The organism is Haladaptatus sp. SPP-AMP-3 (assembly GCF_049568665.1).
Lineage (GTDB): Archaea > Halobacteriota > Halobacteria > Halobacteriales > Haladaptataceae > Haladaptatus > Haladaptatus paucihalophilus.
Window position 1 is genome coordinate 1759681 of the sequence record NZ_CP145897.1, and the last position, 14921, is coordinate 1774601.

Genomic DNA, 14921 nt, shown 5'->3' on the forward strand with positions numbered 1-14921 from the left:
CTTACCCCCTGGTGAAAGCTGGACCAAAAGCACGGCGTCACCCCCACTTCCGTCGCTCCTTTCAGTCGCTCCGTCGGGGTTCCTCGGCCCGCTCACTCAGCGAGGCGCTCCGCGCCTCGCCTCGTTCGCGGAAAAAACTCGTGCGACAGAAGGAGGTCTCAGCCTATCGCTCCCTCCGCTCGCTCGCTTGAATCCAGCGACCGGAGGGAGCGATAGGCGGTGACACAGCCACAGAACGCCAGTAACATACCGGAAAATCTCCGATTTTCCGGGCCGACGAGCGACCGGAGGGAGCGAGGAGTGCTTTTGATCCAGCTTTTACAGGGAATGCGAGGGAGCAAAGCTCCCTCGTTCCTCCACGGCGAAGCCGTGAAGAAGCCAGCAAGAGCGATGGCTGTCGCCATCGCTCTTGCTTGTGACCGTCGTAAAAGGTGGGTGCTGAAAGGTGGGTTCTAGTCGTCCGCGGAGGCCGCGGTGTCGCCGCCCTCTGCCTGCTTCTTCGTGTGGGACAGCTTGCCACCGTCGGCGAGAATCTGGCGCTCGCGTTCGGAGGCGTCGAGGGTCGCGGTGAGTTCCCAGTCGTCGTTCACGCGGACCGTGAACTCTTCCTGACCGGAGCGGACCGCTTCCGCAACGTCGTCGACGATTTCGATGTCGTCGCCCTGTTCGAATTTCTCGTAGTCCTCCTCGCTGATTTCGAGGGGGAGCAGACCGAAGTTGAACAGGTTGGCCTTGTGGATGCGGGCGAAGCTCTGTGCGAGGACGCCTTCCACGCCGAGGAACATCGGGCACAGGGCCGCGTGTTCGCGCGAGCTACCCTGACCGTAGTTCTCGCCGGCGACGAGGAAGCCGCCGTCGGCGTCAAGCGCGCGCTGTGCGAACGAGTCGTCGACGCGCGAGAGCGTGAACTCGGAGAGTTTCGGGATGTTCGACCGGTACATCAGGATGTCCTGCGTGGCGGGGATGATGTGGTCGGTCGTGATGTTGTCCTGCATCTTGAGCAGGGCCGGGCCTTCGAGGTCGGATTCGAGTTCGTCCTTCAGCGGGACGTCGCCGATGTTCGGGCCTTTGATGAGTTCGTCGTCGACGGCCTCGTCGGGAGAGATGAGATCGGGGTCGTCGGCGGTGGTGCCGTAGTCGTCGCCCATCTCGAACTCGGGCGCTTCGAGGTCGCCGAGTTCGTCGGCGAGGTCGCGCGGGTCGATGATTTCGCCTTTGATGGCCGCCGCCGTGGCGACTTCGGGCGAGCAGAGGTACACCGAGTCGTCCTCGATGCCGGAGCGACCCTCGAAGTTGCGGTTGAAGGTACGGAGCGAGACGGAATCGGACGCCGGAACGTGACCGATACCGATACACGCACCACAGGTCGCCTCGGAGAAGTTGACGCCTGCCGCCATCAGTTCCGCGACCCAGCCCTCACGGGCGAGCATCTCGGAGGCCTGCTTGGACGCCGGAGCGACGATGAGGTCCGTCTTCCGGTTGACCGTGCGGCCTTCGAGCATCTTCGCGGCGGGGAGGATGTCCTCGTAGCCACCGTTCGTACAGGAACCGATCATGACCTGGTCGACCGACTGACCGGCGACTTCGCGGACCGGGACGACCTTGTCGGGCATGGACGGCTGTGCGATGAGCGGCTCGAGGTCGGAGAGATCGACGACGATTTCGTCGTCGTACTCCGCGTCGTCGTCGGGTTGGAGGTCGACGTGTTCGTCCTCGCGGCCGAGGGCGGAGAGCCACTCCTCGGTCTTCTCGTCCGTCGGGAAGATGGACGTCGTTGCGCCGAGTTCCGTTCCCATGTTCGTGATAGTCGTTCGCTCGGGGACCGAGAGCGTCTCGACACCGGGACCGGTGTACTCGAAGATTTTGCCCACGCCGCCCTTCACGGAGAAGCGACGGAGCATCTCGAGGATGACGTCCTTCGCGGTCGCCCACTCGGGGAGTTCGCCTTCGAGACGAACGTTGACGATTTCGGGCATCTCGATGTAGTACGGGCCGCCACCCATGGCGACCGCGACGTCGAGACCGCCGGAACCGATTGCGAGTTCACCCAGACCGCCGGGGGTCGGGGTGTGGGAGTCGGACCCGAGCATCGTCTTGCCGGGTGCGGCGAAGTTCTCCTTGTGGACGTTGTGACAGATACCGTTGCCGGGACGGGAGTAGTGTGCACCGAACGTGCCCGCCGCTGAGCGGAGGAAGCGGTGGTCGTCCGTGTTCTTGAAGTCGAACTGGTAGGTCTGGTGGTCACAGTACTGTGCGGCGATCTCGGTCTGGACCTCGTCCATGTCGAGCGCCTCGAACTGGAGCCACACGAGGGTCCCAGTCGTGTCCTGTGTGAGAACCTGGTCGATCTCGATTCCGATTTCCTCACCGGTTTCGAGTTCGCCCTCGACGAGGTGGTCGTCGAGAATCTTTTCCGTCAGTGTTTGTCCCATATCGGACGAATATCGACCCTCCGAAGGTATAAATCCCGCGTGTTTACGTTTTCATCGTTCGTGGTAAATTCGGCCCTCGTCCGGCAATCATTGCGAAAATCGGGGCGAGAAAATCACAATGTTTCGCGACGGTCAGTCGAACCGAACAGCGGCGATTTCGACTTCGGTCACGGTCGGCGTTCCGTCGTCGGCACGACTCCACGAGAGGGACGGAACGACGTCGTACGCTTCGGACCCGTTTTGGAGTTCGAGTCGAGCGGTCTTTCCCTCCGCGAGCCAGCGATTTATCTCCGCTCGCTGGTCGTCGATGAACCGGTTGGTCGTCGCGGTGTCCTTCCCGCGTCGAACCGCGACGACCTCGACGGACAATCCGTCGGCGCTGGTCCGAAGGTTCACCCGAAGCGGTACTTGTGCGTTCTCATCGGTGAGGAACGGAAACGAGAGCACCGCGTCTTCGGCGTCCTCCAGTCGGTCGATTTCCGACCCCAGTCCCTCTCCAACGGTACCCACTGACTCGCCGACGGCGTGCATCGACTCCTCGACGGAGTGCATCGATTGCCGCACCGAATCCTCGATTTCGCGGCGGAGTCGGTCGCCGAAGTCGGGGTCGAACGGACTCGGATACCCCTCGTCACGCCCGCGTTTTCGAGCGTCCCGCCGCGACGAAGCACGAGGGGTTCGCTCCGAGCGTGGCGAGCGTTGCGAACGTCCGCGTCGTTCGTTCCCCTCCCGGGAGACGTGGTGTCCGCGCTCCAACCCGCGACGGAGCGCCTCCTCCCACGAGAGGTCGAGTTCGCGCTTTCGCCGTTTCAGCCGTTCGAACACTTCGTCGTCGTCGATGGAGATGCGGATATCCCGACTCATGGAACGGACTACCACCCCGGCACTCATAACTATTTCCATGAGACGCACATCAAATTCACATTTAGAACACAATAGACGCACACATAGTGCATAGATTTATTACCCATTCGACAGAACACCGTGAGTGATGAACACACAAGCAGGACGGGACGAACACGAACGGGACGAGCACGTTCGGGTTTCCGGAATCGCCACCTACGACGACGTGGACGCGGAGCAACTGGACGTTTCGGGCGTGTTGGCCGTCAACGGCGACGCACGCGCCGAGCGAGCGAAGTTGTCCGGGGCAACGAGTGTGACGGGGAATCTCCGTGCGAGTACGACGACGGTTTCCGGAGCGGCCGACGTGGGCGGAGACGTGATCGGCGACGACATCTCCGTCTCGGGGTCGTTGTCGGTGAAGGGAAGCACGGTCGCCGACGAATTGGGCTGCGCGGGGGCGGTACAACTGGAAACGGTCGAGGCGAACCGATTCGAGGCGTCCGGTGCGGTCGAAGCCGGAACGCTGCACGCCGAGACGATTCGCGTTCGGGGTGGGATAGAGGCGGGACGCGTCGAGGGCGACGACATCGGCTTCGACCTCGTGTCGGATTCGGCCGTCTCGCATCTCGTCGGCGGTTCGGTCAACGTCACCCGACGCCGACCGGACGGGTTCCTCCGAGCGGAGCGGGTCGAAGGGAACGGCGTGACACTCGATTACGTCGATGTGGGAACCGTCGTCGCCGATAGCGTACGACTCGGTTCGAACGCCCGCGTCGAGGTCGTTCGAGCGAGCGAACTCGATGCGGCGGACGGCGCGACAGTCGGGTCGTTCGAACGGCGCGAGTAGGCGAAGGGACGGGCGGGCGAACGGATCAACGGGTGTGAGAGCGAATGAGAGAGTCACGCACACCAGTCGGGAACGGTAACGGCTTTACTATCTCGGACACGCCGTCCGTCTATGTTCGAGAGCGGAACGTTCGTCGCGGAGCACGTCTCGGAGGTCAGACGGCAACAGGTGCAGCCGAACGGCGTCGATTTGACGCTGGAAACGGTGTACGAACAGCGGGACTCGGGCCGAATCGGTCGTAACGGCAAGGAAATCGGCGACCGCCAGCAGGTCGAGTCCGAGCAGATAACCGAGAAGTCCCCGGAGAACTACTACCTACCGCAGGGCGGATACATCGTCCAGTACGCGGAGACAATCGAAATCCCGGACGGACACGTCGGCTTCGTCTACCCCCGCTCGTCGCTCATGCGGAACTCCTGTATGCTCAACACCGCGGTCTGGGACGCGGGTTACGAGGGCAAAGGCGAGGGGCTGTTGCAGGTTCACCACGACATCGAACTCGAACGCGGGGCGCGTATCGCACAACTCGTTCTCGCCGAGGCGGACCACGACGGCACCTACGACGGCGACTATCAGGGAGAGAATCTGGGCTAAACGGGGCAGAGAGCGATGCGAGAATGGTGAATCGCAAACACTAGACAAACCGATACGACTATTTCTATCGGGTTTCGATTGCGTCGTGAGCGAACGTGGTAGAGAAGGACGTACTAAAGCGATGTGTCGAATGTGGCGAGAAATTGCTCGAAATATACGTCGAAGACGAGCTGTGTCCGGACTGTCGAGACGAGTAACGATTCGCACTGGCCTGAACAGCGATTCGCACTGACCCGAACTATCATCGCCGCTATCGAGAGCGGCGGATAGGTTTCGAAACGAAAGCGCTTTGCGGGGAAGTTCACAGGTTGTATCGTGCAAGAAAATCGCGCCCAATTCTACGCGCTCTATCTCACGCGGTTCGCCAGCGGCTTCGGTTTTATCACGCTGGCAGCACTGTTGCCGACGTACCTCAACGTTCTCGACCCGCAGTCCGGAATCGTCGTCGGCCTGTTCGTCTCCGGGTTGACCGCCGCGCAGTCGGTGGCCGTCATCCCGCTGGCGTGGAGCGGCGACCGCTACGACAAACGGACCGTTCTCCTCTTCAGTCTCGTCGTGTCCATCGTCGCCTACGCTAGTTTTCCGCTGGTCGAGAGCAGTTGGGGGTTCATCGCGGCGCGGGCGCTACAAGGCGTCGCCATCACCGGAACCGGTCTCATCACGCTCGCGCTCGTCGGCGAACTTTCGACGGCCGACACGCGGGCGAAGCACATCGGCAAGGCGAACGCGGCCCGCTTTGCGGCGTCGATCCTCGGGACGATCTCCGCCACCGCGCTGTACGAACGATACGGCTTCGACGTCGTGTTCGGCGTCATCGTCGCGCTCCTGATTCCGGCGTTGGTCGGCGTTCTCCTCTTCGTCGAGCGCGACGACACGCGAATCGAGGGCTTTCCCTTCGCCGACATGGCGCTCAACCGCAAGCTGCTGACGCTCACGAGTTTCCGCGCCCAGTACGCGGTGGCGGTGACGATGGTCCGAACGTGGATCGTGGTCTACGCGGGCGTCGAAGCCGCGAAAGGTGGTCTCGCGTACGCGCCCATCGCGGTCGGCGTCGTCCTCATCGCGGAGAAGTTCACGAACATGCTCTGTCAGCCGTTCACCGGGCGACTGTCGGACGACTACGGACGGGCGCTGTTCGTCTTCGTCGGCGGCGGCATCTACGGACTCGTGGCGTTGGTCGTCCCCTCCGCACCCGCAATCGGACGGGCGCTGTCGCTTCCCGCCGCGTTTCCCGTCCTCGGCGCACTCTCACCGGCCTTCCTTCCGCTGGTCGGACTCAACGCCCTGCTCGGAATCGCCGACAGTTTCCGCGAACCGGCCAGTATGGCGCTGTTCGCCGACGAAGGCGTCGATGGCGCGGGCGTGGCGAGCAGTTTCGGCGTCCGGGAGTTGGTCTGGCGACCCGGGAGCATCCTCGCACCGATTCTCGCCGGAATCCTGATGACGGGGCCGGGCATCCGGTGGGTGTTCTACGTCGGCGGTATCGCGTCGATTTCGGGCGTGCTGACGTTCTTCGGCGTCCTGTCGTACTCGTACGGGTCCGAGGCGCTGACCCGGTGGTGAACGAGAGCGGGCAACGGATTCCGAGATTCCTCACGAGATTAGTTCCGGTCATGACATGTGTTCTAACCAGATATATTTGTATCCGTAGACACAATTATTCTATCAATATCTCATAGATACAATTAATTTCGAAGAGTCGTTCGAATACGATGAATGCGACGCGCGACAGCACTCATCCTGCTCGTCTGCATCGTCAGTGCGGGGGCGATTCCCGCGCTCGGTGTGGGCGCTGGCGGGCACCAATCCGATACAGGGTCAGCCGACGTGACCGCGAACAGTTCGACGAACGTGACCATCCTCTCCTACAACGACATTCAGACCGCCGCGGCGAAGGACGGCAACCTGCCGCGGCTCGTCCATCGAATCGACGAGCGACGGGCCGTCCACGACAACCCGACGTTCGTGATGGGCGGCGGTGACGAGTTGTCGCCGCACGCGCTCTCGCCCGTCTCGAAGTGGCGCGCGCCGGTCGACGTGTTGAACCTCATCGGGCCGGACGCGGACACCATCGGCAACCACGACCTCGATTACGGTGCCGACGCGTTCGCGAACGCGTCCCGCGCCTCCGAGTTCCCGTGGGTCGTATCGAACCTCGTCAACGAGACGACGGAGAAGACGGTCGAGGGAACGAAACGCTACGAAGTGGTCGAGCGCGGCGGCGTCAAAGTCGGCATCGTCGGTGCCGTCTACCCCGGCGTCGATGGCTCGGTCTCCGAGAACCTCTCAGCACGGAATATCACCGCGAAGCCGGTCGTGCCGTCGATTCGGAAGTACGAACGAGTTCTCCGCGAGAAGGAGGACGTGGACGTGACGGTCGTCCTGCTGCACGAGGGGACGAACGAAGCCGCGACGGTCGCGAACCGAACGGACACCGACGTCGTGCTGACGGGGCACGACGAAGTGGTCTACCGTCCGCGCGTCGTGAACGGAACCATCATCAGCGAGACGCAGGCGCGGGCCGAGTTCGTGAGCGAAATCAACCTCACCGTCGAGAACGGCGAGGTCGTCGCCGCGAACGGGCGACTCCTCAACGTCACCGACGCGACACCGAAGAACGAAACCGCCTCGAACATCATCGACGACTACCGCTCGGAGGTGGACCTCGACTCGACTATCGCGTACACCGAGACGCCCCTCGACGCTCGGTTCGCTACCAACTACCACCGCGAGAGCAACTACGGCGACCTCGTGACCGACGCGATGCGCGCGAAGACGGGGGCCGACGTGGCCATCACCAACGCGGGCGGCATCCGTTCGAACAGCGTCTACGGCCCCGGAAACGTCACGGGCGGCGACGTGTTCAACACGCTCCCGTTCGGGAACGAGGTCGTGACGGTCGAACTGACCGGACGCGAACTGGAGGAGACGCTCGCCAGCCAAGTGACGCCGTTGGAGAGCGAGGCCGGACAGAAGTACGGCGCGGAGATGGCCATGCAGGTCAGCGGCGTCCGGTTCGAGTGGGTCGGCCACGAGGGTCGTGACCGAATCCGGGACGCGTACGTGAACGGCGAGCGACTCGACCCGAACGCGACCTACGAAGTCGCCGTCAACGACTTCATGGCGGGCGGCGGAAGCGGCTATCCGCTCGCCGACGAACCGGTCGTAAACCGGACGGACAAACTCCTTTCGACCACCGTTGTCGACTATCTGAAGGAGAAGCGACGAATCGCGCCGACGACGGACGGCCGGATTCGACGGATTGACACCACCCTCGACGACGCCTCGGTCAGCCTCGACGAACGCGGCAAGGTCGTCATGCACTTCGACGCGCCCGCGGACTACGACGGAACCGTCGCGAGCACGTTCGTCGTCTCGACGCCGAACAACCGCACCGTCGCGGCGGAGAAAGTCACGTACGACGCCGGGGAGGGACGCCTCGCGGTTCGCTTCGACGACGCCGAACTCGCGGCGCTTCTCGGATGCGAGCGGACGGCGAACCTCGACCTCTACGGGAGCTACGACTCCTCGAAGTACGACCAAGTGTACTTCGACCACTCGCGGGTGAACGCCGACGTGACCGTGACGCTCGCGGCAAACGGCGGACACGAGAAGGGGACCGACGAGACGGACGACACCGGCGAGACGAGCGAACGCACCGCATCGCCGACACCGACGGCGGCGGCCGCGTAAGGGGCCTCGTAATCGCGGTTCGAAAAACTAGTTTTTCTCAGTTGCCGAGGTCGAACAGTTCGGCGGCCTGTTCCATGTCCTTGTCCCCCCGTCCGCTCAGGTTGACCAGAATAATGTCGTCTTCGTCCCGCTCCTCGGCGAGTTGCTTCGCCAGCGCGACGGCGTGGCTGGATTCGAGCGCGGGGATGATGCCCTCCAACTCGCTCAGTTCGCGGAACGCGGCGAGGGCCTCGTCGTCGGTGACCCCGGTGTACTCACAGCGGCCGGTTTCGCGGAACTGGGCGTGTTCCGGGCCGACGCCGGGGTAGTCGAGTCCCGCCGAGACTGAGTGGACCTCAACGTCGTCGTTCAGGATTCGGGTTCGCATTCCGTGGAGGATGTCCGTCTTCCCGTTCGCGAGGGGTGCCGCGTGGCGGGTCGAATCCGACCCCTCGCCGCCGCCCTCCGCGCCGTACAGTTCCACGGGGTCGTCGCGGAACGCGTGGAAGAGACCAATGGCGTTCGACCCGCCGCCGACGCACGCGACCGCGGCGTCCGGTAGGTCTCCGGTTTCCTCCTGAATCTGGCGTCGCGCTTCCACGCCGATGACCGACTGGAAATCGCGGACCATCCGCGGGAACGGGTCGGGACCGACGACGCTCCCGACGAGGTAGTGAGTGTCGTCCACGTTGCGGGCGAAATCCTCCAGCGCGGCATCGACGGCATCCGCCAGTCCGGAGTCGCCGCGCGTGACCTCGTTCACCTCCGCGCCCATCAGGCGCATTCGGAAAACGTTCATCTTCTGGCGCTCCACATCCTTTTTCCCCATGTAAATCTCGGTCGGGATGTCGAGAAGCGCACCGACCATCGCGGTCGCGGTGCCGTGTTGGCCCGCGCCGGTTTCGGCGATGAGTCGGTCCTTCCCCGCCTGCTTCGCCAGCAGGGCCTGCCCGAGGCAGTTGTTGATCTTGTGTGCCCCGCCGTGGAGCAGGTCCTCGCGCTTCAGGTAAATCTGTGCGCCGTACGCCTCGGAGAGTCGCTCCGCGTGATAGAGCGGCGTCGGTCGCCCGGCGAACTGTTCGAGGAACCGCTGGAACTCGCGCTGAAACGCCTCCGTCTCGGAAATCTCGTCGTAGGCCTCTGCCAACCGTTCGAGCGGTTCCTCGAGCGGTTCGGGAACGTGGCGGCCGCCGAACGTTCCGAACTCGGTCGTATTCTGCTGGGACATGGGAGACCGATTGCACCCCCATGGACATAAATCTACTTCAATGGACATAAGACAACATCGATGAACAGAGGTGTTCCGATGAACATCCTGAACAGAGACGTTCCGGTGAGGATCGGTCACTCCTTCGGGAGGTCACGAATCGCGGGGCCATCGAGAACGGTACCGTCGTAATCGAAGCGCGACCCGTGACACGGACAGTCCCACGTCCGTTCCGCGTCGTTCCATTCGACGACGCATTTCAGATGGGGGCAAACGGCGGAGACGCGGTGACGTTCGCCGTCGTCGTCCCGATATTCACCGACGGGGATTCCGTTCTCACGGACGACCCGTGCGGCACCCGGGGGAAGCGACGCTTCCGCTCCGCGCGGTTTCAGCACCCAATCCTCGGCGAAGCGTTTTGCGACGTTCGCGTTTTCCGCGGCGAGCGTCTTCACGTCCGACAGCGGCGGCAGTCGTCCGGGGTCGAACACGTCGGCCCACTCGCTTCCGTCGCCCGCGATTTCCTCGGCGAGGATGCGACCCGCCGCGACGCCGCCCGACATTCCCCACCCGCCGAACCCCGTCGCGACGTAGACGTTGTTTCGCCACGGCGCGACGGGTCCGATGAACGGCACGCCGTCCACCGGACGGTAATCCAGCGTGGACCACCGATAGACGACATCCTCGACGTCGAATCGCCGTCTGGCTTCCCGTTCGAGCGCTCGATAGCGGTCCGCGGTCGAACCTCCCTGCCCCGTCTTGTGATTTTGACCCCCAACGAGAACCAACGACTCCCCCTCCGTTTCGTGCGGGCGAACGGAGAAGTACGGCTCGCCCGACCGGTAGAACATCCCGTCCGGCTGCGGGTCGCGCGTCCGAACGGCCAACACGTACGACCGCTTCGGGGACATCCGAGCGAAGTAGCCAGCGGGGTCCAGTATCGGGAAGTGTGATGCGAGGACGACATCGGTAGCGGTTACGGTTCCACCCCCCGTTTCGATTTTGCAGGGAGAACCGGGCTGAACGTTCGTTACTCGCGTCTCCTCGAAAAGGTCACATCCGTCGTCCGATAGCTCCTCGACCACACCGAGAAGGTACTTGCGGGGGTGGAATTGTGCTTGGTCGTCGAATCGAACCCCCGCCACCGCGTCCGAAACGGTCGGCACCTCTTCGACGAACGAGGCGGAGAGGCCAACGCTACGGGCAACGTCGACTTCGCGCCGCACGTCCTCCCGGTCGTTTTCGTCCGAGACATAGGTGTAAGCGCTTCGTCGCTGGAAATCACAGTCGATATCGGCCGCGCGTTCGGCGACGGTTTCGATGGCCGTCTGGTTGGCGACCGCGTACTGCCGAGCGTGTTCGCGTCCGAACCGGGACCGAATCCGGTCGTACACGAGTCCGTTGACTCGTTACTTTGGCCGTCGTCCGCGCCGTGACGCCCGAGCAGATACGGTCGGCTTCGAGCACGGCAATCGTCTTTTCGGTGTTCGTCAATTCCGCGGCGGCCGAGAGTCCGGCGATACCGCCGCCGACGATTGCGACGTCCACTTCGTGGTCCGTTTCGAGAGGGTCGAAGTCGGTCCTGTCAGTCGTTTCCAGCCAGAGCGATGCGTCTTCCCCCAGCAAATCGTTCGTGTTCATAGAACCCCCGACTGCGTTCGGGACCCGTTGGAATAAGGGAGATGGCCGTTCGAACCCTACTGCATGTAGCCGAGGTCGGCCAATCGCTCTTCGACGTCCGCGTCCTCCATCGAAACCGAGTCGTCCTCGTCGTAGGCGGGATACGACTGCGCTCCAGCGTCCTCGACGATGGGAATGACGCTGCCGTCCATCCGGTCGCTGTACGGGATACCGAGCGCGGACATGACGGTGGGCGCGATGTCGAAGAGGTGGGCTTTGGTCGGCATCGCGTCCGCGTCGATTCCTTCCCCTTTCGCGGCGACGACGCCTTCGAGTTTGTGGTTCCACGGTTCGGTCGGCGGCGCGAAGTAGTCGCCGAGGAGTTGCGCCGAGAGGAACTGCCCCATCTCGTTCGGGATGGTCACGATGTCCGGCGCGTTGTCCGCGTTCTTTCCGTGGAAGTACGTCTCGCGCGGCGCGACCTCGCCGAAGACGGGTTCGCCATCGGGGGTTTCGACCGCACTGAGTTTCTCTATCAGGTCGTCGCGAACCTCGTCGTACTGCTCGGGCGGAACGATGCCGTTCGGTTCGCGTCCCTGCAAGTTGATTCGAACGCCCAACTCGGTCCGAGCGCGCATGTACGCGACGGATTTCGGGAAATCGACTTGCTCGTTCGCCGTCCGCGCGACGTTCTTCGGCGCGTACTGCTTTACGATTTCAGCGAGTCCCACCTTCTCCAACCCGGTTCGAATCCGATGAGCGGTGAAACCGAACTGCGCCATCTTCGCGGCCATGCGTTCGATGGCGTTCGGCTCCCACGTCTTCGTGTCCTTTCCCTCCCGAAGCTCGTCCTGGATCGGGTTCCACGACGGCATTCCGCGGCCGCCCTTCCGGGCCTTCACGTAGCCCTCGTCGCGGAGGAACTCGTTGACGCGGAACTCGTACTTCTCGTACGGACCCATCCCGTGGTCGCTCGCGATGAAGACGGTGTTCGGGTCACACTCTTCGAGGAGCTTGCCGACTTGCCTGTCCGTCTCCTCGTAAACCGTCGTCACCTTGTCCCAGTCGCCGTCGAACTCGTGGAAGACGGTATCGGGCTTCTGGAACTGCACGAACCCGAAGTCGGGGTCGTGTTTGTCGGCGAGATAGCGGAACGCTTCCCCGCGCATTCGGACGAGACTCGTGTACTCCTCCATCTTCTGTGCGTCCGTGTAATTCGACTCCTCGCGGGAGTAGGTCGGATACACGCGGTACTCGCCGATGGCGTCGCGCACCTCCTCCAACACCCCATCGGGGTGACAGCGCGGGTCCTCGGGACCGATGAACCCCGGAATGAGCGCCCCGTTGATGTCGTCCGGAGGGTGGGTTACGGGGACGTTCACGACGACACTCGTCAGGTCGTGTTTGTCCAACAGCGTCCAGATGGCGTGTTCCTCGACGTCGCTCCCGCTGACGACGCGGAAATCGTATCCGTCGTAGGCGACGAACCCGCAAACGCCGTGTTTGCCGGGGTTGACGCCGGTGTACAGCGACGGCCACGCGCTCGGCGTCCACGGCGGCATTTGTGATTCGAGCGGTGCAGAAGCCCCACCATCGCAGATAGAACGGATGTTCGGGATAACGTCGTCCCCGTACAGGCGTTCGAAAACGGGCAAGCATCCGGCGTCGATTCCGATGAGAAGAACGTCTACGTTACTCATTGTATGTCACCCAAACAGAAATTTCTGCCAGCGTATCTCGTTTCGTTCGCGGAGCAAGGAGTGTCATCTTGCAATGCGACGGTCGCCAGACTCATTGGAGACGCCTACGCTCTCTAATCATTTTATTATGTTACTCTTAAACAGGACAGCGAATCGTTATTCGCCGTCGCCGTCGGCGACCGCGACGCCCGGTTCGTCGATAACCGTGCGCTTCCACGTCCCCCGAGTAAACCAGAGTGCGGCGACGATAGCGCCGATGATGTTGCCGAAGGCCATGCCGATCCAGACGCCGGTCGGTCCCATGTCGCGGACGAACGCGAGGAAGTACACGATCGGCACCCGACCGAGCCAGAGCGTTATCATGGAGAAGGCCATCGCCAGTTTCGTATTCCCCGCACCGCGGTACGCCCCGAGGAGAACCTGCAACACCGCCATGAACACGAATTCGGCGGAGCGAATCCGAAGGTACTGACTTCCGAGTCGAATGGTGGCGTCCGCCTGCTTCGTCCCCGTCGCCATGAAAACGCCGACAATCGGGCCGGGGAACAACACCGCGACGATTGCGACGGCGAACATCACCCCGGCACCGACCTTCGCCGCGAGCCACACCGCCCGCTCCGCGCGGTCGGGCTTCCGCGCCCCGAGATTCTGGCCGACCATGGTGTTCGTCGCCCGGCCCAACCCCATCGCGGGGAGGAAGACGAGCGACGCGAGGCGGTTTCCGAGGCCGTAGGCGCTGACGACGGGAGGTGCGAACTGGACGACCATCGCGGTTAGCGAAATCATCGCCAGCGAACTGGTCGATTGTTCCAGCGCGCTCGGCGTCCCGATACGGACGATCTTCCAGATGAATCCGAGGTCGGGAAGCAAGTCGTCCAGTCCGACGGTCGGCCCCGCACTCGTGAAAAACAGGACGTACAGGCCGAGCACGCTCGCCACGGCGCGCGCCGAGATGGTGGCGAGCGCCGCACCTTGAACGCCCATGCCGTCGAGCGACCCCCATCCGAAGATGAGCAGCGGGTCGAGGACGACGTTGACCGCCACGCTGACCATCATGATTCGCATCGGCGTGCGCGTGTTGCCGTACCCGCGCATCAGCGACGTGAAGACGAAAAAGCCGAACAGGAACGGCAATCCGAGGAAGTACGTCTCCATGTATCGCCGCGCGAGCGGAACGACCTGCTCGGTCGTCGCCCCCTGCGACGGCATCACCGCGAGCATCGGGTCGGTGAGGAAATACCCGGCAATCGCGAGGAGAATAGCGAGGACGGACACGAACGAGAGAACCTGGCCCGCGACCTTCCCCGCCGAGCCTTCGCTGTCCGCACCGGTAAACTGGGCGACGAGGATGCTCCCGGCCGTCGTAAATCCGCCCGCGACGGAGATGAGGAAGAAGATGAGCGGAAACGCGATACTCATCGCGCCGACCGCATCGGACGACAATCGACCCAACCAAAAGGTGTCCGCAACGTTGTACATTACCTGTAGCAGTTGGATAACGACAATCGGCCACGCGAGTTCGAACATCGGTCGCACCAGCCCACCGTCGGTGATAGAACTACTGGGCTGTGTGCTGGTCATCGTACTTTCGAAACGAAATAGGTCGATTTGAATATTTCGAATCGCAAACGGTTTGGTAATATATGCCGCTACTTTCCGGCGCGATAGTCGTCGAAGGAGCGATTGCGTCCCGAACTGACTCCCCACTAGCGGTCGAAATCGACGGACGAACGACGAGATTAAGAGGAAATTAAACAGTTCCTAATCGGATATCAGTCGGTGTATCCCGTCGACGGCGGAGTCCAACGAGTGCCCTCTCCGCTCTCCTACGCCGATTCGTCCCTGTCGATCCGGGGTAACGACAGGACGGCCATCGCATTAGTCCGCGGATGTCCAACGGATAGAACCATTCGTTGTCGGTGTGATGCATAGAGAGACGAAGATATCTGCCGAAGAATTTGCAGTCGTGTAGGGAAAACCCAAACACTAATCGCAGTCGCTAA

The 14921-nt window shown here is 62.8% G+C and carries 11 protein-coding genes; 4 read left to right on the top strand and 7 right to left on the bottom strand.

Features of this window, described 5'->3' with window-relative positions; all coding sequences use genetic code 11:
• Nucleotides 1–452: 452 nt before the first annotated feature.
• A complete protein-coding gene (locus tag V5735_RS09905; RefSeq protein ID WP_423743368.1) occupies nt 453–2432 on the bottom strand; it encodes an aconitate hydratase in 1980 nt (659 codons plus the stop codon).
• A 132-nt stretch (nt 2433–2564) separates the two neighbouring features.
• Entirely contained in the window at nt 2565–3296 is a 732-nt protein-coding gene (locus V5735_RS09910) for a hypothetical protein (RefSeq protein WP_423743369.1), read from the bottom strand.
• Between the two features lie 127 nt (nt 3297–3423).
• On the opposite strand from V5735_RS09910, the gene V5735_RS09915 reads away from it, so the two are divergent.
• The 4 genes from V5735_RS09915 to V5735_RS09930 all read left to right on the top strand — a co-directional run bounded on the left by V5735_RS09915 (nt 3424) and on the right by V5735_RS09930 (nt 8412).
• Nucleotides 3424–4125 (top strand): hypothetical protein, encoded by a 702-nt coding sequence (locus V5735_RS09915; protein ID WP_423743370.1) that lies wholly within the window; start codon nt 3424–3426, stop codon nt 4123–4125.
• Nucleotides 4126–4236: 111 nt separating this feature from the next.
• Nucleotides 4237–4719, top strand: coding sequence for a deoxyuridine 5'-triphosphate nucleotidohydrolase (locus V5735_RS09920; RefSeq protein WP_423743371.1), 483 nt, complete (start codon nt 4237–4239; stop codon nt 4717–4719).
• Nucleotides 4720–5034: 315 nt separating this feature from the next.
• Nucleotides 5035–6282: an MFS transporter gene (locus V5735_RS09925; RefSeq protein WP_423743372.1), complete on the top strand. Its 1248-nt coding sequence runs from the start codon at nt 5035–5037 to the stop codon at nt 6280–6282.
• Between the two features lie 153 nt (nt 6283–6435).
• The gene (locus V5735_RS09930) at nt 6436–8412 is read left to right on the top strand and encodes a bifunctional metallophosphatase/5'-nucleotidase (protein ID WP_423743373.1); all 1977 of its coding nucleotides are present in this window, start codon (nt 6436–6438) and stop codon (nt 8410–8412) included.
• 37 nt (nt 8413–8449) lie between these two features.
• Here V5735_RS09930 and trpB read toward each other — a convergent pair whose 3' ends face one another.
• The 5 genes from trpB to V5735_RS09955 all read right to left on the bottom strand — a co-directional run bounded on the left by trpB (nt 8450) and on the right by V5735_RS09955 (nt 14499).
• On the bottom strand, nt 8450–9619 hold the full coding sequence (gene trpB, locus V5735_RS09935) for a tryptophan synthase subunit beta (protein ID WP_423743374.1): 1170 nt from the start codon (nt 9617–9619) through the stop codon (nt 8450–8452).
• 116 nt (nt 9620–9735) lie between these two features.
• The gene (locus V5735_RS09940; protein ID WP_423743375.1) at nt 9736–10992 is read right to left on the bottom strand and encodes an FAD-dependent oxidoreductase; all 1257 of its coding nucleotides are present in this window, start codon (nt 10990–10992) and stop codon (nt 9736–9738) included.
• Nucleotides 10880–11239: an FAD-dependent oxidoreductase gene (locus V5735_RS09945; RefSeq protein ID WP_423743376.1), complete on the bottom strand. Its 360-nt coding sequence runs from the start codon at nt 11237–11239 to the stop codon at nt 10880–10882. The genes V5735_RS09940 and V5735_RS09945 overlap by 113 nt, the downstream gene beginning before the upstream one ends.
• A gap of 56 nt (nt 11240–11295) precedes the next feature.
• Entirely contained in the window at nt 11296–12918 is a 1623-nt protein-coding gene (locus tag V5735_RS09950; RefSeq protein WP_423743377.1) for an alkaline phosphatase family protein, read from the bottom strand.
• Between the two features lie 156 nt (nt 12919–13074).
• Nucleotides 13075–14499, bottom strand: coding sequence for an MATE family efflux transporter (locus V5735_RS09955; RefSeq protein WP_423743378.1), 1425 nt, complete (start codon nt 14497–14499; stop codon nt 13075–13077).
• Between the last annotated feature and the right edge of the window lie 422 nt (nt 14500–14921).